We start from the raw sequence: 21,242 nt of genomic DNA, 5'->3' as shown, positions 1-21,242 counted from the left end.
TCTGCTCCTTTGTGATGGGGGAGAGTCAATGGTAGATTCCATGCGAAAAATTTATAATTGGCAAATTGTTAGTCACAGTCGACACTCTGATGATCGAATAGGGGGCGCATGGACAAACTGATGAGCCTCAATGTCTTTGTGGCCGCAGTGGAGGAAGGCAGCTTTGCCGGGGCGGCCCGGCGCTTCGCGCTGTCGCCGGCGATGGCGGGCAAGCACGTCAGTCAGATCGAGGCGGAGCTGGGTGCCCGCCTGTTTCAACGTACCACGCGCCGCCTGAGCCTCACCGAGGTAGGCCGGACGTATTACGTGCGTTGCCGCCAGATCCTCGCGGCATTCGAAGAGGCGAACCGCGAAGCGACTGCGGCGCAAGGGACCGCACGGGGCGTTCTGCGCGTGGCCGTGCCGGTGACCTTCGGCGCCATGCATCTGGGCCCGGTCATTGCGCGCTATCTTGCGGATCACCCGGAGGTCAACGTCGAGGTCGTGCTCGGCGACCGCTATGTCGACCTGATCGATGCGGGCGTGGATGTGGCCATCCGCATCGGGAAGCTCGACGATCCCGAACTGGTCACGCGCCGTCTGGCACCCTGCAGCATGATCGCCTGTGCCTCTCCCGAACTGATCGCGCAGCATGGCCTGCCTGGCACGCCGCAAGCCTTGTCGCGCCTGCCGCGCCTGGCCTTCAGTGACGCAGTCTCTGAAGGCGACTGGACTTTCATCGATGCCGCGGGACAGGCGCATCGCATCGATGGTCCCTGCCGGCTGACGGCCAACAACATGCAGATGCTGCTGGCTTGCGTGCTGGCGGGCGCGGGTGTGGCCTTCGGGCCTTCCTTCGTCTTCGGTGAACATATCAGGCAAGGGCGCTTGATTGCCCTGCTTCCGGAGTATCGCGCCAATGCATTGGCCATCCAGGCCGTCTATCCGAGCGCGCGAGGAATCCCGCTCAAGGTCCGCCGCTTCGTCGATTATCTTGCCGAAGACTTCGGCGCTCATCCGCCGTGGGAAGTTTAGGGCCTGTTCACATTCAATCTGTGAGTGCGAGAGGTCGCCAAGCGTTGACTGCCTAGGCGCGGCGACGCGCCGTGGTGGTGCCACGGCAAGGAGCTGCAACAACGGCAGGCGACGCTTGGCGGCCTCTCCCGGAGGGTTGCCCCCAGAAGGCGCGCTGGCCGCGTTGCACGTCAGGGCTGGTGGCACCACCACCAGCCCTGACGCGCGCCTTGCCACCACGCCTTCTGGGGGCAACGCATCTCACAGATTGAATGTGAACAGGCCCTAGAACCCCGCAACGTTGGCAAGGCGTTCCACCCCGCCTAATGCGATGACACGAACATCGCCGACGGTTCCGGATCGGGCAGCGCATAGGCCTCTTTCATCCGCGCCACCTCTTGCGTCGGCGGCAGGCCAAAGAGTCGTTTGAATTCCCGGCTGAACTGGGAGGCGCTTTCATAGCCGACGCGCGCGCTGGCTTCGGCTACCGTCAGGCCGTTGCGCAGCATCAGCAGGCGTGCCTGATGCAGGCGGGTCGATTTCAGGTATTGCATCGGCGAAGTGGCGGTGACCGCCTTGAAATGCGCATGAAAGGAGGGCGGACTCATGGCCGCCTCCTGCGCGAGCTGTTCCACATCCAGTTTGTCCGCATAGGCGGCGTGAATTTTCCGGATGGCCTTGGCCACTTTTCCATATTGCCCGTCATTGCGCAGCGCGGCGCGCATGGAGGCACCTTGCCTGCCCGTGAGTACCCGCAGGTAGATCTCCTTCACCAGCGACCGGCCCAAGATCCTGGCTTCCATCGGCACCCGCATGGCCTCCAGGAAACGCAATACCGAGGCCGACATCCGCGCATCCATCCTGGTGGCGAACATGGTCTGCGGATGGGCGGAGAGATCGGCATCATCCATCTGCAAGAGGATTTCAGCCAGCAGTTGGAAATCCAGCCGGAAATAGATCGCCAGCAAGGGCGCCTTCGCACTGGCGTCGGTTTCCATCGTGAAGGGCACGGGCACCGACACAGCCAGGTAGTGCCGCGCATCATAGAGATAGGTTTGCCCGCCCAGGAATCCGCGCTTGCGTCCCTGCACGACCACGACGATGCCCGGCTCGTAGAGGACCGGCGTTTCACTCAGTGCACGGTTGGATCTGAGGAAACGCACATCCGGAAGCGGCGACAGGTTGTAGCCTTCGTCAGGGGCGAGCTCAGTGAGCAGTTTCACCATGCGTTGATGGGCATTCGAATTTTTCTGCCCGGATTTCTTCGTACTTCCTGACATGAGCGATCTCATAGTTTTAGGCAAACACCACATGCTAATCGACATGGTGGATCGACGGGAGCCTGCCTATGATGGCAGCCATCGTCCTCTCCGTCGGGAAGCTGCTCCGGCCTCCCCGGAGAGGCTTCCATCAAGGAGCTACAGAGGTCGCCATGAAAACTTCCAAGACATTGCATATCCTGATCACGGGCGTGAGCTCGGGATTTGGCCGGGCCCTGGCGGACGCCGCCCTGCAGGCCGGCCATTCAGTAACAGGCACGGTGCGCAGCCAGGCCGCCAAAGAGCAGTTCGAGCAGATGGCTCCCGGACGCGCGGCGGCCATCGTCCTCGATGTGACCGATTTTCCCGCCATTGCTGCGGTGGCCGGGCACCTGGCCCCGGTGGATGTGCTGGTCAACAACGCCGGCTACGGACATGAAGGCGCGCTCGAAGAATCCTCGCTTGAGGAGATGCGGCACCAGTTCGATGTCAACGTGTTCGGTGCCGTAGCCATGATGAAGGCCGTGCTGCCCTCCATGCGGGCGCGGCGCACCGGCCATATCATCAACATCACCTCCATGGGCGGATTCATCACCATGCCGGGCATTGCCTATTACTGCGGCAGCAAGTTCGCCCTGGAAGGCATTTCCGAGACCCTGGCCAAGGAAGTGGCAGCGTTCGGCATCAAGGTCACGGCTGTGGCACCCGGTTCCTTCCGTACCGACTGGGCGGGACGCTCCATGGTGCGTTCGCCCCGAAGCCTGGCGGATTACGATGCAGTGATCGACCCGATCCGCGCGGCACGCCAGGCCAAGAGCGGGCACCAGCTCGGCGACCCGGCCAGGGCGGCGCAGGTGATCCTCGACATGGCCGGCGATGCCGACGCACCGGTGCATCTCCTGCTGGGCAGCGACGCCGTCAAGCTGGTGCGCGAAAAGCTGGCGCTGATGCTTGAGGAAATCGATGCATGGGAAAAGATCTCGGCATCCACGGATTTCCGGTGAACGATCTTGCAGCAGGGTCCGAGGTCGTTGAGAGGGTGTGATGCAGGGGGGGCCCGATACCGTCCACCGGAAAGAGGCAAAACCATGCGGCCCGAGGGCCGCATTTTTTACGAGAAGCGGGCCGCATTTCCTTTGCGGTCAGGACTGGTCAGCAGGGTTTCATCGGACGGTCATATTCGGTTGCTAGATTGCAAGCCCCCGTCTCTTCGTCACCGTTTCCCTCACCCTCATCCTCACAGGAGTCGCCATGCCAGACCGCAACCCGCCAGCCGACCACAGCCGCCGCCGCTTCCTGCGCGACAGCGCCCTCACGACAGTGGCCGCCACCACCAGCCTGGCCGCACCGGCCGCCTTTTCTGCCGCCCCGGCCATCGTCACCTCGGAGCGCCTGCGTCCGCAATTCCCCGGCGGCATCATGAGCGGTGACGTCACCCGCGACAGCGCCATGGTCTGGGCGCGCGCCGACCGCAATGCGCGCATGCTGGTCGAGTATTCCACCCGCGAGGATTTCAGCAACCCCGTGCGTATCGCCGGTCCCACCGCACTGGCGCGCGAAGACTACACCGCCCGCGTCGACCTGCGCGGCCTGCCGGCAGGCCAGCGTATCTACTACCGTGTGCGCTTCCAGGACCTGGTGCATGAATCGGCCCTGAGCGAGCCGCTGACCGGCAGCCTCATGGTGCCCGCCGCCACGCATGCCCAGGCGCGCGACATCACCTTCGCCTTCTCGGGCGATGAAGCCGGCCAGGGCTGGGGCATCAATGAACAGTGGGGCGGTTACCGGGTGTATGAAAGCATGCGCCGCTTCCGCCCGGATTTCTTCATCCACTCGGGCGACCAGATCTATGCCGATGGTCCTATCCAGGCCGAAGTGAAGCTGGATGACGGAACGCTGTGGCGCAACGTGGTCACCGAGGCCAAGTCCAAGGTCGCGCAGACGCTGGATGACTATCGCGGCAACTTCGCCTACAACATGCTCGACGCCAACAAGCGCCGCTTCGCCGCCGAGGTGCCCTTCCTGGTGCAGTGGGATGACCACGAAGTGCGCAACAACTGGTATCCCGGCCAGCTGATCGGTGCGGCCGAAAAGCGCTACGACGAACGCAACATCGACGTGCTGGCGGCCCGCGCGCGCCAGGCCATGTTCGAACACAATCCCTTCCGCATCGACAGCGCGGATCCCTTCCGCATCTATCGCGCCTTCAACCACGGTCCGCTGCTGGAGGTGTTCATGCTGGACGAGCGCAGCTATCGCGGCCGCAATTCTCCCAACCGCCAGAAGGGTGGCCACGACGCCGACTTCCTCGGCCCCGAGCAGATGCGCTGGATCAAGCAGGCGCTGCTGCGTTCGCGCTCGACCTGGAAGCTCATTGCCAGCGATATGCCACTGTCGATCGTGGTGCCGGACCTGAACCCGGATGTGCCCAAGGGAACCTTCGAGGCCTGGGCCAATGCCGACAACGGCAAGCCCTCCGGGCGCGAGCTGGAGGTGGTCGAACTGCTGCGCTTCATCAAGCAGCACGACATCAAGAACGTGGTGTGGGTGACGGCCGACGTGCACTACGCCTCGGCTACGCACTATGCGCCCGAGCGTGCGCAGTTCACCGACTTCAAGCCCTTCTGGGAATTCGTCGGTGGCCCGATCAATGCCGGTACCTTCGGGCCGGGCGAGATCGATCGTACCTTCGGTCCGGACGTGCGCTTCGTCAGCATCCCGGCGGACATGAAGCAGAACCGCTCGCCGGCCGAGCTGCTGCAGTTCTTCGGCATCGGCAAGATCGATGCGAAGAGCAAGACCCTCACCGTCACCCTGCACAACACCGACGGCAAGGAAATCTACAAGGTGGAATTGCCCCCCGAGGCCTGATCGCCTGCGGGCAGTGCGGCAAGAATCGGACCGGACTCAGCCCGGTCCGGCAAGCTTGCGCGAGATGTGCGCGCAGGCTTGCAGCAGCGGCATCACATAGGCCTGCTGCGCATCGGCCAGGCGGCGATACAGCGGAATGCTCACGCTCACGCAGGCCACCGGTACGCCATCCGCACCGATGATGGCGGCGCCGTAGCAAAAGATCTGGGCTTCGTTCTCTTCGCGGTCTTCGGCGTAGCCGCGCGTGCGGGTCTCTTCGACATCGGCGCGCAGGGCCTCCAGCGTGGTGTGCGTGTTGGCCGTGAAGGCTTGCAGATGCAGCGCGCGCATCAGGCGTTCGCGCTGCGCTTGTTCCAGTGCGGCCAGGTAGGCTTTGCCCACTGAACTCGAATACAAGGTCACGCGGGTCCCGATGCGCGAATCCATGCGCACGGCTTGCGGACTTTCCAGTTTCTCGATGTAGACCATGCTGTGGTCGCTGGGCACGGCCAGGTGCACGGTCTCGCGCGTGATGTCGCGCAGCTGGCGCAACGGCTCGATGGCCGTGGTACGGATGTCGCTGCGGTCCCAGGCGCGGCTGGCCAGATGGATCAGGCGCGGTCCGACTTCATATTGCCTGCTGCGCGGGTTCTCCACCACCATGCCCTCGGCCATGAGCGCGCCGAGGATGCGATAGACCGTGGGGCGCGGATAGCCCGACAGCGCCGCCAGCTGCGCAATGGAGAGGGGCGCTTCCTGATCGGCGATCAGCTGCAGCACCGCCATGAACTTGGAGAAGGCGGCCGTGCCCGCGATCTTGTTGTCGTCAGCTTGTTTGTCGTGGTCGGGCATGAGCGCGGGATCGTGGGGCAGGAGTGGATCAAGGACAGGGGCAGGATTGCGTACAAGATTCAGTACGAAAATCCGTACAGAATTCCGTACCGATTTCGGGCCAGATTATAGCCGAGCCCACCTGCAAAAAATCCCGCGCCGTCTGGAGCCGGCGCGGGCAAATGGCATTGCACGTGAAAGCGTTGCGGTGGCGTCAGGCCACCAGATAGCCGCCATCGACCGGCACGATGGCACCGGTCATGAAGGAGGCCGCCGGTGAACACAGGAAAGCGACCACCTGGCCGATGTCTTCCGGCTTGCCCCAGCGGCCCAGCGGTGTGCGCGCCAGGATCGGTCCGGCGCGTACGGGATCGTCCTGCAGGGCTTGCGTGAGCGGGGTGGCGATCCAGCCCGGCGCCACCGCATTGACGCGGATGCCGTCGGCCGCATAGGCGATGGCCAGCGACTTGGTCAGCTGCGCCACGCCGCCCTTGCTGGCGCTGTAGCCCGGCACCAGTCCGCCACCGAAGAAGCTGAGCATGGAGGCGGTATTGACGATGCAGCCCCCGGATTGCTTGAGCAGTTCGCGGCTGGCAGCGCACACCCGCATGGTGCCGGTGAGGTTGACCGCGATGACCTGCTCGAAGACCTCGGTCTCCAGCTCTTCCCCGCGCTTGATGATGCCGGCGCAGTTGACCACGATATCGAGTTGCGTGATGTTGGCCAGCACCGCGCGCACGCTGTCTTCGCTGGCCACGTTCATCTCGGCCAGGGTGATGCCGCTGCCCTCGAATGACTCATGCGCAAAGGGCGGCAGGCCGGCGGCGATGACGTGTGCGCCCAGTGCGGCGAGCTGGCGTGCAACGGCCGCGCCTATGCCTTGGGTGCCGCCGGTAACGAGGGCGGTCTTGCCCCGGAGCAGGTCGGGAATGAAGCTCATGAAAATTCCTTCTGGTGAGTGGCAGGAGACTGGCTGGATGCCGCTACCCACGGGCGGCGGCATCGGGTCAGGCTACTGACGGGTGAAGGTTTGCCTCAGGCGGCGTGTGCCTCGATAGGCTTGTCCACCACGAACATGTAGACCAGCGCGGCGGCGAAGGCCACGGCGGCACTGATCAGGAGGGCATTGACGAAGGAGTGGGTCTGGTCCACCACCACGCCCGTGATGACCGGTGCCAGCGATCCGCCGAGATAGCCGCCGAAGTTCTGCATGCTGCCCAGCGATGCCACCAGGCGCCGCGGAATGGCCACCGAGACCAGCGCCCAGGCGCCACCGGAAGCCATGTTCACGAAGGCCATGGCCAGCGAGATGTAGACGATGGCCATGGTGGTGCTGGGCGTATAGGCGGCCGGAATGGTGAAGGCACCGGCACCGATCAAGCCCGCGCAGATCGGCCACTTGCGGCTGCGGATGGCAGGCATGCCGCGCTTCATCAGGCCATCGGCGATGTAGCCCGAGGAGAGCATGCCGAGCGTGCCGAAGATGTAGGGAATCACCACCACCCAGCCGGTGCGCGCGATGGAGAGATGGCGCTCATGTTCCAGGTAGGCGGGCAGCCAGGTGAGGTACAGCCACACCATGTAGATCACGCCCATGAAGCCGAACAGCATGCCCCAGGTGGTGCGATAGGTGAAGAGGCTCTTCCATTCGGACCAGCTCAGTTTGGCATTGGCGTTGGGGTCGTTGTCATGGTCATCGGCCAGGTACAGCACCTCGGAGGGAGTGAGCTGGACTTCGTTGCGATTCCGGTAAAACAGGTACCAGCCCACCGACACGGCGATGCCCAGTACGCCCATGATGACGAACATCATGCGCCAGCCGAAGGAGAGCATCAGGATCGTGAGGATGGGCGGCGCCAGCGCCGGTCCGATGGTGGAGGAGGCCACGAAGATGCCGGTCGGCCCGCCGCGCTCGCGCATGGCAAACCATTCCGAGACCACCTTGGCGCCGGCCGGGAACTGTGGCGCCTCACCCAGGCCGAGGAACACCCGTGCCACCAGGAACTGCTGCAGGCTGCTCACGAAGCCCCCCGCCAGCTGTGCCACCGACCAGATGAACATGCCCGCGCCCAGCATCACGCGCGCGCCGAACTTGTCGAGCATGGCGCCGATGGGCAATTGCGAGAAGGCATAGGCCAGCGAGAAGGCCGACAGCAACAGGCCCATCTGCGAGGCCGAGAGGTTGAGCTCCTGGCTCACCGAGTGGTTGGCGATGGACAGCGTGCTGCGGTCGAGGTAGTTGACGATGCCTGCCAGCATCAGGAAGCTCAGTGCCACGAGCTGTATGCGTTTGAGCCGGGGGCTCTTTTCCTTTTGGACTTCCATGGGTTACGTCTCCAGTGTGAATGAGTCAATGCCATTGGCGTGCTTCGTGCCGGCTCCGTCTATTGCGGAGCTCGCTGTCGATGACATGGCCGAAGCGTCATGCAAGGATGCGGTCTTGAGGACGGTGTGGAGTCCGTCCCTGCGTGTTGCTCTTCCGGCGCTGCCTGGGCGGCTTCTGCCTGCCCCGGCATGCGATCCTTGTTTGCCCGGATGATTCGTGTGGTCGAGCGGCAAGCCGCTCAGTACGTTGCGCGCCCGCCCGAAAGATCGAATACGGCGCCGGTGTTGAAGCTGCAGGACCCGGAGCACAGCCATGCGCACATGTCGGCGACCTCATCGACCGTGCCCAGGCGATGCATGGGGCTCTTGGCGATCATGGTCTGCACATGGGCTGGCGACATCTGCTCCAGCAGCGCGGTCTTGACGGCCGCCGGGGCAATGGCGTTGACCAGCACGCCGGTCTCGGCCAGCTCCTTGCCCAGGGACTTGGTCAGCGCCAGGACGCCTGCCTTGGCAGCGCTGTAGGCCGAGGCATTGGGTGTGCCTTCCTTGCCGGCCAGCGAGGCGATGTTGACGATGCGTCCGCGTCCGGCTGCGCGCATGGCCGGCGTCACACTGCGGCAGGCATGGAAGACGCCCATCAGGTTGACCTGCACGATGCAGTGCCATTGGGCGACGTCGTACTCGTCCAGCGGCACGGTAGGGCCGGCGTAACCGGCGTTGTTGATGAGGAAATCGATGCGTCCGGTCTCGGCCAGCAGTTGCTGTGCGGCCTGCATGACCGCAGCGGCATCGGTGATGTCGAGGCTTTCTTGCCGATAGGGCGAGGCAGCATCATGCTGCTGGTCCCAGACGACCACCTGCGCGCCGCCCGCGGCCAGGCGTGCGCTGATGGCCGCACCGATGCCGCCATGGCCGCCGGTGACCACGGCCACGCAGTCGGCAAAGTCATGGGAGGCGCGAGGATAAGTCATTTCATGCATCCTCAGCGTACGAAGCGATTGACGTAATCGCTGCCCAGTCCAACCGCTTCATAGTGCTTGCGGCACATGTCGAGCTTGGTGAAGACATCCTCGTAGCCTTCGAACTTGCCCCAGGGATCGCAATAGAACATCACGCCGGTGATGTGGAAGTAGGTGATCATCTCTTCCACGTCTTCAGGGACGTAGAGGGTGTGAGTCTCGCCAGGCGGCTCGAAGACGTAGCTGCCCTGTTCGGCGATCCAGTCGTGTTCCAGGTAGCGCCAGCGGCCTTTGAGCACCATGCCATGCACCGGTGCGGGATGACGGTGGCGCGAGAGCACGCCGGACTTGCGCACGCGCAGCAGGTTGGTCCAGTAGCCCTGCGAGACATTCAGGCACAGCGGACGGAACCACACGTTCTCCGCCTGCGGCACCCAGATGCGTTCGTCCTCCGGCACGGCCGGATTGACCACGATTTCCAGCGGCGCTTCCTTGGGGTTGGGGAGCTGGTAGGGCTTCATCTTCTGGTCGGCGGGCATGGGGGTGCCGTTGGCAGTCATGTGGGGTCTCCTGAGGTTCTTCTATTGAATCGGGACTTTGTTCAATATATGGACAAAGCGTTCGCCATATGGTCAATGTCGACGATAGAAGACGGTGTGTCAATGGCATTTCGGCCCGGACAGGCCCGCCGGAAAGCGAGCCGCAATCGCATGCGCCGGTCTGCTCCACTGCAATTGCGCGCCAGTGCAGCGTCCGCAAGACGAGCCTGCAAGCTGGTGTGAGGATGCATGAAAATTATGCATGGCTGCCGTTCAAGCCAGCCTGCGGGAGAGCGTGGGCGCCCTGCGAGAACCTCTGCGTTGCTATCGCCGAGGGATCGGGCAATCAGGCGATCAGGCGATCAGGCCTCGGTCGGTCCGGACCAGTGCACCTGCGCGAAGGCTTCGGACAGAAAATCCAGCATCGCCCTGACCTTGGCCGGGAGATGCGCGCGGCTGGGGTAGACCGCATAGATGCCGAGGTCCGGCGCGGTGTAATCGGAGAGGATGGGAACCAGCTGCCCGCTGCGCAGGTACTGGTCGATCATGAAGGTCGGCTGGCGCGTGATGCCGATGCCGCCCAGCGCCGCCTGCACGCAGCTGTCGCCATTGTTGACGTGCATGCGTGCATTGACGCGCACGCTCACCGGACCTTCCGGTCCGCTGAATTGCCACTCGTCCTTGCCGTGGTTGTAGCTGTAGCTGATGACCTGGTGTTGTGCCAGCTCGTGTGGATGGCGCGGCGTGCCGTGCGCTTCGAGGTAGGCCGGCGAAGCGCAGATGGGCAGGCTGGTGCTGGTGAGCTTGCGGTGGATCAGCGTGGAATCGGCCAGCCGGGCGATGCGGATCGCCAGGTCATAGCCTTCATCGATGATGTCGACGATGCGGTCCGACAGGGTGATGTCCAGTTCCACTTCCGGATGGCGTTCCAGGAAGATCGGCCACAGCGGTGCGAGATGCAGGATACCGAAGGTCACCGGGGCGTTGATGCGCAGCAGGCCAGCGGGTTTGGCGCTGCCGGCCAGGAGCAGGTCATCGGCTTCTTCCAATGCTGCAACTATCTGCTTGCAGCGTTCCAGATAGAGGCTGCCGGCTTCGGTCAGCGAGAGCCGGCGCGTGGTCCGTTGCATCAGGCGCGAACCCAGGCGCGCTTCCAGTTCCAGTACCGTGCGCGAGACGGCGGCCTTGGAAATGCCCAGCGCATCGGCCGCCTTGACGAAGCTGCCGAGGTCGGCCACGGCGATGAAGCATTCGATTTCGCGCAGTTTGTTCAACTTGTCTTTTCCCCAGATGGCGCCGCGCTGGCGCCGTCCGGAAAGACGGCCGCTCAGGCAGCTGCCGGAAGTTGTGCCAGCAGGCGGGAGCCGGTGCCGAAGGCGAAGGCGTCCATGCGCAGGCTATGATACGTCGAACCGCTGTCGAGGTGAACCAGCTGGGTCCAGTCATCGGCTGCGCCCATGGCGAAGAACAGGCTCAGCAGGTGTTCGTCGCTGGGATGCGTGCGCACCGCATGCGGGGCCGTGGTCCGGTAGCCGAACAGGGCCTGCAGGTCACCGGCCTGCATGCGTTCCAGGAACCAGCGCAGGAATTCCAGCGTATGCGGCGCATCGCCGCCCTCGATCTCGTTGCGGCGCAGTTCGCGCAGGTTGTGCGTGAAGCTGCCCGAGCCGACCAGCAGGATGCCTTCCTTGGCCAGGGGCGCCAGCAGGCGGCCGACCTGATAGTGATATTCGGGGGGCTGCTGCGATTGCAGCGAGAGCTGGATCACCGGCACATCGGCGTGCGGGTAGAGATAGCGCAGCGGCACCCAGGCCCCGTGATCGAGTCCCCAGCCGCCATCGGTATTGGCCGGCAGGCCGCCGTCACGCAGGCGCTGCGCCACATGCTCGGCCAGCGCCGGTGCCCCGGGGGCGGGATAGTCCAGTTCATACAGCGCCTGCGGGAAGCCGCCGAAATCATGGATCACGCGCGGCTTGGCCTGGTTGCCCACGCGCGGCGTGAAGGTCTCCCAGTGCGGCGACACCATCACGATGCCACGCGGACGCGGCAGCGTCGCGCCGATGCCCGCCAGCAGCGGGCCGGTGCGGCCCGGTTCCACGGCCAGCATGGGCGAGCCGTGCGAGACGAACAGTGAAGGCAGGGTGAAGCTGTCGGTGAGGTTGCTGGTGGACATGATGGAACTCCTTGGCTGATGCGCTGAATGATATAAAACATTGACGCCGGGCGCGCGGCCCGGCGACGTCGGAGGCGGGCGCCGTTATGGGCGCGGCGCTTCACGCTTGAGGGCAAAGGCGCCATCGCCGAGCAGGAATACGGCAATCAGGCCGACGATCCACAGCGCCAGGTATTCCCAGCCGCCCTTGGGGTTGGTGAAGAAGAAGCCGGCCTTGCCATGCACCAGCACGATCGCGCCCAGCAGGTCGGCGGCCAGCGGCAGGGCCAACCAGCGGCCATAGATACCCAGCACCAGCGCGATGCCCCCGATGACTTCCAATGCGATGACCGGATAGGCGAACCAGCCTGGTACGCCCAGCGAGGCAAAGAAGCCGACGGTCCCGGCGGGCGTGAAGACGAACAGTTTCAGGCCGGCGTGGACCAGGAAGAAAATGCCCATGGTAACGCGCAGCAGGAAGGCGGCGTAGTCGGCGCGGGTGTTGACGGTAACGGTGGTCATGGAGATCCCGGAAAAGTGTGGAGTGGATGAAGGATGGCCAGCGTTGCGCTTTATCTTGCGTGCGCAACGGCATTGTCCAAGTCCACACTGTAGGGAAGAACGCAGGCCGGATAAACCGGCTGCGGCGGGATGGATTGTCTTGGGGAGGTTGACAATCCACCCGCGCCGGAGAGGATCAGTCTTCGCTGTCGCGCGGGACCGGCTTGGCTTCCTCGCGGCGGTTGTAGCCGGCCACCATGTCGAAGCGGAACAGGCGGCATTCCAGGGCACCGTTGAAGAACGGCGTCTTGCGGGCTTCCTTCAGGCGCATCAGCTTGGGCAGGCCGAGGTCGGCCGAGAACAGGAATACGCTCCAGCCCGCAAAGCGCTGCTTCAAGGTGCTGGAGAAGGCGCTGAAGAACTGCGCGAACAATTCCTCGGTCGGCAAGGCGCGGTCGCCGCGCACGCCGATACGCTCACCGTAAGGCGGATTGGAGAGGATGATGCCGACCAGCGGCTTGCCCTCGGCATCGACCGGCGGCTTGATTTCCTGTGCTTCGATCTGCTTCAGCGGTACCTCGAAGTGCACCCCGGCGCGCACCAGGTTCTTGCGGGTCAGTTCCACCATGTCGCCGGAGATGTCGCTGCCGAAGAGCGTAGGCGTGGTCGGAATCGGATTGGGTTTGAAATCGCCCTTGATGGCGAACCAGGCATCGGCATCGAAGTTGCTGAACTTCTCGAAGGCGAAGCGGCGGCGTGCGCCCGGCGGCACGCCGGCGATGATCTGCGCGGCTTCGGCCAGGATGGTGCCGGAACCGCACATGGGATCGAACAGCGGCACGCCCGGCTTCCAGCCTGCGGTGCGCAAGAGGCCCGCCGCCAGGTTTTCGCGCAGTGGCGCGTCACCGGTTTCTTCGCGCCAGCCGCGCTTGAAGAGCGCCTCGCCGGAGGTATCGAGATAGACCGTGAAATTGTGGGCATCGACGAAACCGGCGATGCGCATGTCAGGCGTGCGCGTGTTCACCGAAGGACGCAGCTTGAACTGGTCCAGGAAGCGGTCGCAGATCGCATCCTTGATCTTGAGGGTGCTGAACTCCAGGCTGCGCAGCGGCGACTTCACGGCGGTCAGGTCCACGCGGATGGTGTGGGAGACCTTGAACCAGTCTTCCCAGGCTTGCGCCAGGGTGAGGTCGTAGATGTCGTTCTCGTTCTTGTAGGAACCATGTCCCATGCGCAGCAGCACGCGGCTGGCGATGCGCGAGTGCAGGTTCATCTGGTAGGCCGCCAGCAGGGTGCCGGAGCAGTGCACGCCACCGGGCACCTGGTTGTGCACCTTGAGGTTGGCGGCGGGACCGGCGTGCTGGGCGATCTCGTTGAGTTCGTCGGCCAGGGCCGCTTCCAGGCCGCGCGGGCAGGGACAGAAGTAAGAGTAGTTGGTGTCGGGAGATTGCATGGGAGTACCTTTTATCCGTTGGAAAACAAAGTAACAAAAATGAAAAAAGCCGGACTGCGCGGCTCGCTGCGCAGTCCGGCGTCATTGTACGCTGGCCGCTGAGCCTTTCGCGAAGGCGCGCTCGACGAAGTCCAGTCGGTCCTGGCCCCAGTAGCCTTCGCCGTCGTAGACGTACCACGGTGCACCGAAGATGCTGGCGGCATTGGCCTCATCGGTGAAGCGGTCGAATTCGGCCTGCACGCTGGCCGTTTCGGCCGACTTCAGCAGGGCTGCGCCGTCGTGTTCATTGGCATTGGCGATGGCCACCAGGGTGTCGTGGTCGGCGATGTTGCGTTGTTCTTCCCACACGGCGCGCATGATGGCACCGGTCAGGCGCAAGGACGCGGCGGTGCCGTGGGCCAGCTGGGTGGCGATGATCAGGCGCGCCGCATTGTCGCTGTTGACCGGGAAATAGGTCGGCTGCAGCACCATGGGCTTGCCCAGGAATTCGCTCCAGCGTGCCAGTTCCTTCAAGCGGTAAGCCTGGCGCTGCGGTGCGCGCTTGGCCAGCGGCAGGCCGCCGGAGACACCGAAGATCTTGGACAGGTCGAAAGGCTTGGGCAGGATCTGTACCTGGTATTTTTCGGCGAGGGCGACGAAACGATCGTGGCCCAGGTAGGCGAACGGTGAATGCGGCGCGAAGAAGTACTCACAGACTTTGCTCATGACCGGCTCCGGAAGGATGAGTGTGGAATGCAGCGGACGAAGACTGCTGGGTTAGTTGCAGAATGATCAGAAGGGCTTGACCACGACCAGGATCACGATGGCCAGCATCAGCAGCACCGGCACTTCGTTGAACCAGCGATACCAGACGTGGCTGCGCACGTTCTTGCCGTGTTCGAATTTCTTGAGCAGCGAGCCGCAGGCGTGCTGGTAGCCGATCACCAGCACCACCAGGAACAGCTTGGCATGCAGCCAGCCATTGCCCGGGCCTTTCCAGAACGACCAGGTGAGGGCCAGCAGCCACACGCCCAGCACCAGCGCCACCAGCGAGATCATGCCGGTGAAACGGTAGAGGCGGCGCGCCATGCCCAGCAGGCGTTCGCGCGCGACCAGGTCGGTCTCCTGCGCCAGGTTCACGAAGATGCGCGGCAGGTAGAACAGGCCGGCGAACCAGGAGGCGATGAAGACGATGTGCAGGGCTTTGATCCAGAGCATGGCTATCCTTGTCGTGCGTGATGGCTTGGGGGTGTGGCGTGCGTGTGTCTTACTGGCGGACCTGTCCCTGGCCCAGCACCACGTACTTCAGCGAGGTCAGTCCTTCCAGTCCCACCGGGCCGCGTGCATGCAGCTTGTCGTTGGAGATGCCGATCTCCGCACCCAGGCCGTATTCGAAGCCATCGGCAAAGCGCGTCGAGGCATTGACCATGACCGAGGCCGAATCCACCTCGCGCAGGAAACGCATGGCGCGCGTGTAGTCCTCGGTGATGATGCTGTCAGTGTGCTGCGAAGAATGGCGGTTGATGTGCTCGATGGCCTCATCCATGTCGGCCACCACTTTCACGGCCAGGATGGGGGCCAGGTATTCGGTGTCCCAATCCTCTTCGGTGGCGGCCTTGAGCAGCGGATAGCCGGCCAGGATCTCGGCGGCTTCCGGGTCGCAGCGCAGTTCCACTTCCTTGACGCGATACAGTTCGGACAGCGGCGGCAGGATCGCGGCGGCGATGTTGCGCGATACCAGCAGGGTTTCCATGGTGTTGCAGGTGCCGTAGCGATGGCACTTGGCATTGAAGGCCACGTCCAGCGCCTTGCGGGTGTCAGCCTTGTCGTCGATGTAGACGTGGCAGATGCCGTCGAGGTGCTTGATCATCGGCACCTTGGCTTCCTTCATGAGGCGCTCGATCAGGCCCTTGCCGCCGCGCGGGACGATCACGTCCACGTATTCCTGCATGGTGATGAGCGCACCCACGGCAGCACGGTCGGTGGTCTCGACGACCTGCACGGCCTGTTCCGGCAGGCCGGCACCGGCCAGGCCTTCCTTGACCAGCTTGGCCAGGGCCTGGTTGCAATGGATGGCTTCGGAACCGCCGCGCAGGATGGTGGCGTTGCCGCTCTTGATGCACAGGCCTGCGGCGTCGACCGTCACGTTGGGACGGGCCTCGTAGATGATGCCGATCACGCCCAGCGGCACGCGCATCTGGCCGACCTGGATGCCGGTGGGGCGGTACTTCATGTTGCTGATCTCACCGATGGGATCGGGCAGGGAGGCGATCTGTTCGAGGCCTTCGGCCATGGTGGCGATGGCCTTGTCGGACAAGGTCAGGCGGTCCAGCATGGCCTCGGCCAGGCCATTGGCGCGGGCCGCGTCCAGGTCCAGCGCATTGGCTGCGCGCAGGACATCGGCCTCGCGGCGGATGGCGGCAGCGATCAGCAGCAGCGCCTGGTTCTTGGCAGCGGTATCGGCACGCGCCATGGCGCGCGAGGCGGCACGGGCCTGCTGGCCGATGCGGTTCATGTAGAGGTCGATGTTTTCCATGCTGTTTTCTCCGGGGCGCGATGCACGCGGCGGGTTCGATGTCGGGTATTCGGTATTCGTTGTTCGATGCACGGTGTGCGGCCGGATCAGCGTCCGCGTGCCAGCTTCAGGCCCAGTTGCAGCAAGGCGTCCCATGGGTCGCCGGCAAAGCTGCGGGCACGCAGGCCCTTGACCATGCGGTCCACCAGGGCCGCTTCCTGCAACGCCTGTTCCAGCGTGGCCAGGCTGATGCGGCGCAGGGCCGGTTCCATCAGGCGTTCGCGCGGGCCCCAGATGCGGTATTCCTTCAGCAGCGCGCCCACGGGCTTGCCCTGCGCCATGCCGGATTTGAGCTTGAGCAGGGTGCGGATTTCTTCGGTGACCGCCCACAGCACCAGTGGCAGCGCCTCGCCTTCGCCTTTCAAGCCGTCCATCATGCGCGTCAGGCGCGCGATGTCGCCCGAGAGCATGGCTTCGTTGAGCTTGAAGACGTCATAACGCGCCACATTCAGGACCGCATCCTGCACCTGTTCGAAACTGAGCTTGCCCGGCGGATGCAGCAGGGCCAGCTTCTGGATCTCCTGGTGCGCGGCCAGGAGGTTGCCCTCCACGCGGTCGGCGATGAAATCCAGGCAGGGCCGGTCGGCGCTCTGCTGCTGCGCCGCCAGGCGGTTGCCGATCCAGGCTGGCAACTGTGCGCGTTCCACCAGCGGGATGTCGATGTAGACCGCCGCCTGCTGCAGGGCACCGACCCAGGCCGCCTTCTGGGTGGCCCAGTCCAGCTTGGGCAGGCTGATGATGGTCAGGTTGTCGGGGGAGAGATTGGCGGCGTAATCCTGCAGGGCCTGGCCGCCATCCTTGCCGGGCTTGCCGGTGGGGATGCGCAGTTCGATGAGCTTCTTGTCGCCGAACAGCGATTGCGACTGGTTGGCCGCCAGCAGTTCGCCCCACTTGAAGCTGCGCTCCACCACCAGCACCTCGCGTTCGGTATAGCCATTGGCGCGGGCACTGCGGCGGATCTTGTCGGCGGCTTCCAGCGCCAGCAGGTGCTCGTCGCTGGCGATCACGTAGAGCGACGCCAGCGATTTGCCGAGATGGGCGTCCAGGGAGTCGTGGCGCAGTTGCATGGCGATTGCGGAGCCGGTCAGGAATCCGACTCGGCCGCCTCCTTCTCGTTCTTGATGGCCGTCCTGGAGGCCGCCAGGCGACGCAGGATCTGCTGCACCAGGTCGGACTGCATGTCGCGGTAGAGCAGCACTTCTTCAGCCTGCTTGGCCAGTTCCTGGTTCTCGTCATAGGTGATGACGCGGCGCAGGGTAATGGCCGTCGGCGGAATCACGGTGACGCCCTTGGCATCGGTGACCGAGAAGGTAAAGCGCTGGAACAGTGCGAATTCACGCACGCGGCCGTTGGTGTTCAAGGTCAGCACCTGGCGGTCGCGGGAATCGGCCAGCACCTTCAGGTTGGCTTCGGCGTCCTTGGGATCGGCCACCACCTTGGCACCGCTGGCCTCGATGTTGCGCTTGAGTTCGACCCCGACCGCCGAGTTGGCTCCAAAGCCCAGGTAGATGGTCTTGAAGGGCAGGTCAGCCGCACCGCGCAGGTGGAAGCCGCAGGCCGTGAGCATCACGGCTGCAGCCACCAGCAGCAGCCATTGCGAGAAACGCTTGAGTTGGACTTGAGCGTGCATGGAGTTCCGTCGTTAAGGTTGGGCCGTATCAGGCAACGATGTTGACCAGCTTGCCTGGCACCACGATCACCTTCTTCGGTGCGCCGGTCAGGAATTTCTTGACGTCTTCGTTGGCCAGCGCGGCGGCTTCGATGGCGGCCTTGTCGGCATCCTTCGGCACGGTCACTTCACCGCGCAGCTTGCCGTTGACCTGCACCACCAGTTTGAGCTCGCTCTGTTCCAGCGCGGCCGCATCGACCTGCGGCCAGGCCGCATCAAGGATGTCGCCCTGCGCCTGGGCATAGCCCAGCTGCTGCCACAGCACATGGGTGATGTGCGGGGCGACCGGATTCAAGACGCGCAGGAAGATCGAGAAGCACTCGGCGATCACCGCATCACCGGCTGCGCCGGCAGCAGGCTTGGCGGCTTCGAGCGTGTTGAGCATCTTCATGCAGGCCGAAACCACGGTGTTGTACTGGATGCGCTTGAAGTCGTTGTCGGCTTGCTGCAGGACCTTGTGCACTTCGCGGCGCAGGGTCTTCAGGCCATCGTCGAGCTGGGCTGCATCGAGCGCACCGGCTGCGGTAATGCGTGCGGCGTTGTTGTAGCCGAAGGCCCAGACGCGGCGCAGGAAGCGGTTGGCGCCTTCCACGCCGGCACCGGACCATTCTAGGGTCTGTTCCGGGGGCGAGGCGAACATGGTGAACAGGCGCGCCGTGTCGGCACCATACTGGTCGATCTGCGCTTGCGGGTCGATGCCGTTGTTCTTGGACTTGGACATCTTCTCGGTGCCGCCGATCATCACCGGCTGGCCGTCTTCCTTCAAGACGGCCGAGACCGGACGGCCCTTGTCATCGAAGGACAGGTCGACGTCGGCGGGGTTGTACCAGGTCTTCTTGCCGGCGGCGTCTTCACGATAGTAGGTCTCGTTCAAGACCATGCCCTGCGTCAACAGGTTGGTGAAGGGCTCGTCGAACTTGACCAGGCCGAAGTCGCGCATGACCTTGGTCCAGAAGCGCGCGTACAGCAGGTGCAGCACGGCGTGTTCGATGCCGCCGATGTACTGGTCCATGGGCATCCAGTAATCGTTGCGGGAGTCCACCATCGCCTCGTTGCTGCCCGGCGAGGTATAGCGCATGTAGTACCAGGACGAATCCACGAAGGTGTCCATGGTGTCGGTTTCGCGGCGCGCCGGCTTGCCGCAGCAAGGGCAGTCGACCTTGAGGAATTGCTCATGCTTGTTCAGCGGGTTGCCGCTGCCGTCCGGTACGCAGTCTTCCGGCAGCACCACCGGCAGGTCCTTCTCGGGCACGGGCACGTCGCCGCAATCCGGGCAGTGGATGATGGGGATGGGGGTACCCCAGTAGCGCTGGCGCGAGATGCCCCAGTCGCGCAGGCGGAAGGTCACCTTCTTCTCGCCCAGGCCCTGTGCGGCCAGGTCGGCGGCGACCGCATCGACGGCGGCCTGGTAGCCCAGGCCATCGTACTTGCCGGACGCGATGGTCTTGCCGGCTTCCTTGTCGCCGTACCATTCTTCCCAGGCTTCGGTGGAGTAGGTCTTGCCTTCCACGGCGATGACCTGCTTGATCGGCAGATTGTATTTGCGGGCGAAGGCGAAGTCGCGCTCGTCATGCGCCGGCACGCCCATCACGGCGCCGTCGCCGTAGGTGATGAGCACATAGTTGCCGACCCAGACTTCGACCTGCTCACCGGTCAGCGGATGGGTGACGAACAGGCCCGTGGGCATGCCCTTCTTTTCCATGGTCGCCATGTCGGCTTCGATCACGCTGCCTTGCTTGCATTCGGCGATGAAGGCTTGCAGGGCCGGATTGTTTTCTGCGGCGAGCGTGGCCAGCGGGTGTTCCGGGGCCACGGCGCAGAAGGTCACGCCCATGATGGTGTCGGCGCGGGTGGTGAAGACGAACAGCTTGCCATCGTTGATGAGCTGGCCGTCCGCGCCCTTGATCTGGTGCGGGAAGGCAAAGCGCACGCCGGTGGACTTGCCGATCCAGTTGGCCTGCATCAGGCGCACGCGCTCGGGCCAGCCGGGCAGCTTGGTCTCGACGTGTTCCAGCAGTTCGTCGGCGTAGTCGGTGATCTTGGCGTAGTACATCGGGATCTCGCGCTTTTCGATCACGGCACCCGAGCGCCAGCCACGGCCGTCGATGACCTGCTCGTTGGCCAGCACGGTCTGGTCGATCGGATCCCAGTTCACGGTCCCGGTCTTCTTGTAGATGATGCCCTTCTCCAGCATCTTCAGGAACATCCACTGGTTCCACTTGTAGTACTCGGGACGGCAGGCCGTCATTTCGCGCGACCAGTCGATGGCCAGGCCCATCGACTGCATCTGCGACTTCATATATTCAATATTGGAATAAGTCCACTGCGCCGGCGGCACGCCATTGGCCATGGCGGCGTTTTCGGCGGGCATGCCGAAGGCGTCCCAGCCCATGGGCATCAGGACGTTGTAACCGTTCATGCGCAGGTAGCGGTACATCACATCGTTGATGGTGTAGTTGCGCACGTGGCCCATGTGCAGCTTGCCGGAGGGATAGGGCAGCATCGAGCAGGCGTAGAACTTCTTCTTGTCGCGGCCTTCCTTGTCACGGGCGTTTTCGACGGTCTTGTAGGCGTCGATGGCGTTCCAGTGCTGCTGTGCGGACTGTTCGACTTCGGCTGGGCTGTATTTATCTTGCATGACGGGCTGATACGGATGGAATTCGGTTGGGAAGGGATCGCAATTCGGATTGCAATTCGAAACCCTGCATTATACCGGCTCACTGCCCCGGCGCGGCATTGCGGCCCGTACCCTGCGCCCCGGCTAGCCGGCAGGCGTAAAAAAAGCCCGCCTCCGTAAAGAGGCGGGCCAAGACCCCTGTGCCTGAGCAGGCGGCAGCAGGGATAGCAGCTACACGGTTCCCGCCTGCGAGGGGGCGACGGACTGGAATGGTGTGCCGGCCAGCATGGGGGCTGGCGTGACGTATGAAACCACCGGCAGAGGCGGCGCGGCGTGTTCTCGAAAGACTTCTTGTTAAATCTCGAAAAATTGTGAAAAAGCAATTTTTTATCGATATTGGCTTGAATTTGACCGCTTCGTTCCATGGGGGATGGAATGTCGCCAAGATCCAGCGTGGTTGAGGTTTTCGTTCACATTCCTCATGGTTTGATGGTCATGAGGGCGTAACAATCGGGCGTCATCATGAAATCGTTTTCA

The 21,242-nt window shown here is 63.8% G+C and carries 20 protein-coding genes; 4 read left to right on the top strand and 16 right to left on the bottom strand.

What is annotated here, in order from left to right:
• Window positions 1-108 precede the first annotated feature (108 nt).
• Complete coding sequence (locus tag CEJ45_RS18155) at window positions 109-1,014, top strand: LysR family transcriptional regulator (protein WP_088756436.1); 906 nt, start codon at window positions 109-111, stop codon at window positions 1,012-1,014.
• A 302-nt stretch (window positions 1,015-1,316) separates the two neighbouring features.
• Here CEJ45_RS18155 and CEJ45_RS18150 read toward each other — a convergent pair whose 3' ends face one another.
• Window positions 1,317-2,219 carry an AraC family transcriptional regulator gene (locus CEJ45_RS18150; protein ID WP_088756435.1) on the bottom strand — a complete coding sequence of 301 codons (903 nt, stop codon included), beginning with the start codon at window positions 2,217-2,219 and terminating at the stop codon, window positions 1,317-1,319.
• 206 nt (window positions 2,220-2,425) lie between these two features.
• On the opposite strand from CEJ45_RS18150, the gene CEJ45_RS18145 reads away from it, so the two are divergent.
• Window positions 2,426-3,256: an oxidoreductase gene (locus tag CEJ45_RS18145; protein WP_088756434.1), complete on the top strand. Its 831-nt coding sequence runs from the start codon at window positions 2,426-2,428 to the stop codon at window positions 3,254-3,256.
• A 247-nt stretch (window positions 3,257-3,503) separates the two neighbouring features.
• Window positions 3,504-5,123: an alkaline phosphatase D family protein gene (locus CEJ45_RS18140; RefSeq protein ID WP_088756433.1), complete on the top strand. Its 1,620-nt coding sequence runs from the start codon at window positions 3,504-3,506 to the stop codon at window positions 5,121-5,123.
• A gap of 36 nt (window positions 5,124-5,159) precedes the next feature.
• Here the strand turns inward: CEJ45_RS18140 and CEJ45_RS18135 are convergent, their stop codons facing one another.
• The 15 genes from CEJ45_RS18135 to leuS all read right to left on the bottom strand — a co-directional run bounded on the left by CEJ45_RS18135 (window position 5,160) and on the right by leuS (window position 20,726).
• On the bottom strand, window positions 5,160-5,954 hold the full coding sequence (locus CEJ45_RS18135; RefSeq protein ID WP_088756432.1) for an IclR family transcriptional regulator: 795 nt from the start codon (window positions 5,952-5,954) through the stop codon (window positions 5,160-5,162).
• 193 nt (window positions 5,955-6,147) lie between these two features.
• Window positions 6,148-6,873, bottom strand: a complete 726-nt coding sequence (locus tag CEJ45_RS18130) for an SDR family NAD(P)-dependent oxidoreductase (protein WP_088756431.1) — start codon at window positions 6,871-6,873, stop codon at window positions 6,148-6,150.
• Between the two features lie 95 nt (window positions 6,874-6,968).
• A complete protein-coding gene (locus CEJ45_RS18125; RefSeq protein WP_088756430.1) occupies window positions 6,969-8,258 on the bottom strand; it encodes an MFS transporter in 1,290 nt (429 codons plus the stop codon).
• Window positions 8,259-8,497: 239 nt separating this feature from the next.
• On the bottom strand, window positions 8,498-9,232 hold the full coding sequence (locus CEJ45_RS18120; RefSeq protein ID WP_088756429.1) for an SDR family NAD(P)-dependent oxidoreductase: 735 nt from the start codon (window positions 9,230-9,232) through the stop codon (window positions 8,498-8,500).
• 11 nt (window positions 9,233-9,243) lie between these two features.
• Entirely contained in the window at window positions 9,244-9,780 is a 537-nt protein-coding gene (locus CEJ45_RS18115) for a 2,4'-dihydroxyacetophenone dioxygenase family protein (RefSeq protein ID WP_088756428.1), read from the bottom strand.
• A gap of 341 nt (window positions 9,781-10,121) precedes the next feature.
• Window positions 10,122-11,033 (bottom strand): LysR family transcriptional regulator, encoded by a 912-nt coding sequence (locus tag CEJ45_RS18110; protein WP_088756427.1) that lies wholly within the window; start codon window positions 11,031-11,033, stop codon window positions 10,122-10,124.
• A gap of 53 nt (window positions 11,034-11,086) precedes the next feature.
• A complete protein-coding gene (locus CEJ45_RS18105; protein ID WP_088756426.1) occupies window positions 11,087-11,932 on the bottom strand; it encodes a dioxygenase family protein in 846 nt (281 codons plus the stop codon).
• A gap of 84 nt (window positions 11,933-12,016) precedes the next feature.
• Complete coding sequence (locus tag CEJ45_RS18100) at window positions 12,017-12,433, bottom strand: DoxX family protein (protein WP_088756425.1); 417 nt, start codon at window positions 12,431-12,433, stop codon at window positions 12,017-12,019.
• Window positions 12,434-12,608: 175 nt separating this feature from the next.
• Window positions 12,609-13,865, bottom strand: coding sequence for a THUMP domain-containing class I SAM-dependent RNA methyltransferase (locus CEJ45_RS18095; RefSeq protein WP_088756424.1), 1,257 nt, complete (start codon window positions 13,863-13,865; stop codon window positions 12,609-12,611).
• 81 nt (window positions 13,866-13,946) lie between these two features.
• On the bottom strand, window positions 13,947-14,570 hold the full coding sequence (locus CEJ45_RS18090; protein ID WP_088756423.1) for a 2-hydroxychromene-2-carboxylate isomerase: 624 nt from the start codon (window positions 14,568-14,570) through the stop codon (window positions 13,947-13,949).
• Window positions 14,571-14,636: 66 nt separating this feature from the next.
• On the bottom strand, window positions 14,637-15,062 hold the full coding sequence (locus CEJ45_RS18085; protein WP_088756422.1) for a CopD family protein: 426 nt from the start codon (window positions 15,060-15,062) through the stop codon (window positions 14,637-14,639).
• Between the two features lie 49 nt (window positions 15,063-15,111).
• Entirely contained in the window at window positions 15,112-16,380 is a 1,269-nt protein-coding gene (locus CEJ45_RS18080) for a glutamate-5-semialdehyde dehydrogenase (RefSeq protein ID WP_088756421.1), read from the bottom strand.
• A gap of 86 nt (window positions 16,381-16,466) precedes the next feature.
• Window positions 16,467-17,486: a DNA polymerase III subunit delta gene (gene holA / locus CEJ45_RS18075; protein WP_088756420.1), complete on the bottom strand. Its 1,020-nt coding sequence runs from the start codon at window positions 17,484-17,486 to the stop codon at window positions 16,467-16,469.
• A 17-nt stretch (window positions 17,487-17,503) separates the two neighbouring features.
• Window positions 17,504-18,049 (bottom strand): LPS-assembly lipoprotein LptE, encoded by a 546-nt coding sequence (locus CEJ45_RS18070; protein WP_088756419.1) that lies wholly within the window; start codon window positions 18,047-18,049, stop codon window positions 17,504-17,506.
• Between the two features lie 28 nt (window positions 18,050-18,077).
• Complete coding sequence (gene leuS / locus CEJ45_RS18065) at window positions 18,078-20,726, bottom strand: leucine--tRNA ligase (protein ID WP_039789529.1); 2,649 nt, start codon at window positions 20,724-20,726, stop codon at window positions 18,078-18,080.
• Window positions 20,727-21,010: 284 nt separating this feature from the next.
• On the opposite strand from leuS, the gene CEJ45_RS24830 reads away from it, so the two are divergent.
• Window positions 21,011-21,166 (top strand): hypothetical protein, encoded by a 156-nt coding sequence (locus CEJ45_RS24830; RefSeq protein ID WP_158214928.1) that lies wholly within the window; start codon window positions 21,011-21,013, stop codon window positions 21,164-21,166.
• The last annotated feature ends 76 nt before the right edge of the window (window positions 21,167-21,242 follow it).

It is taken from the genome of Herbaspirillum aquaticum (assembly GCF_002213425.1).
GTDB classification, from domain to species: Bacteria; Pseudomonadota; Gammaproteobacteria; order Burkholderiales; family Burkholderiaceae_D; genus Herbaspirillum; species Herbaspirillum aquaticum.
The sequence above is the reverse complement of the archived record's forward strand: the minus strand, read 5'-3'. Positions and strand labels throughout refer to the sequence as shown.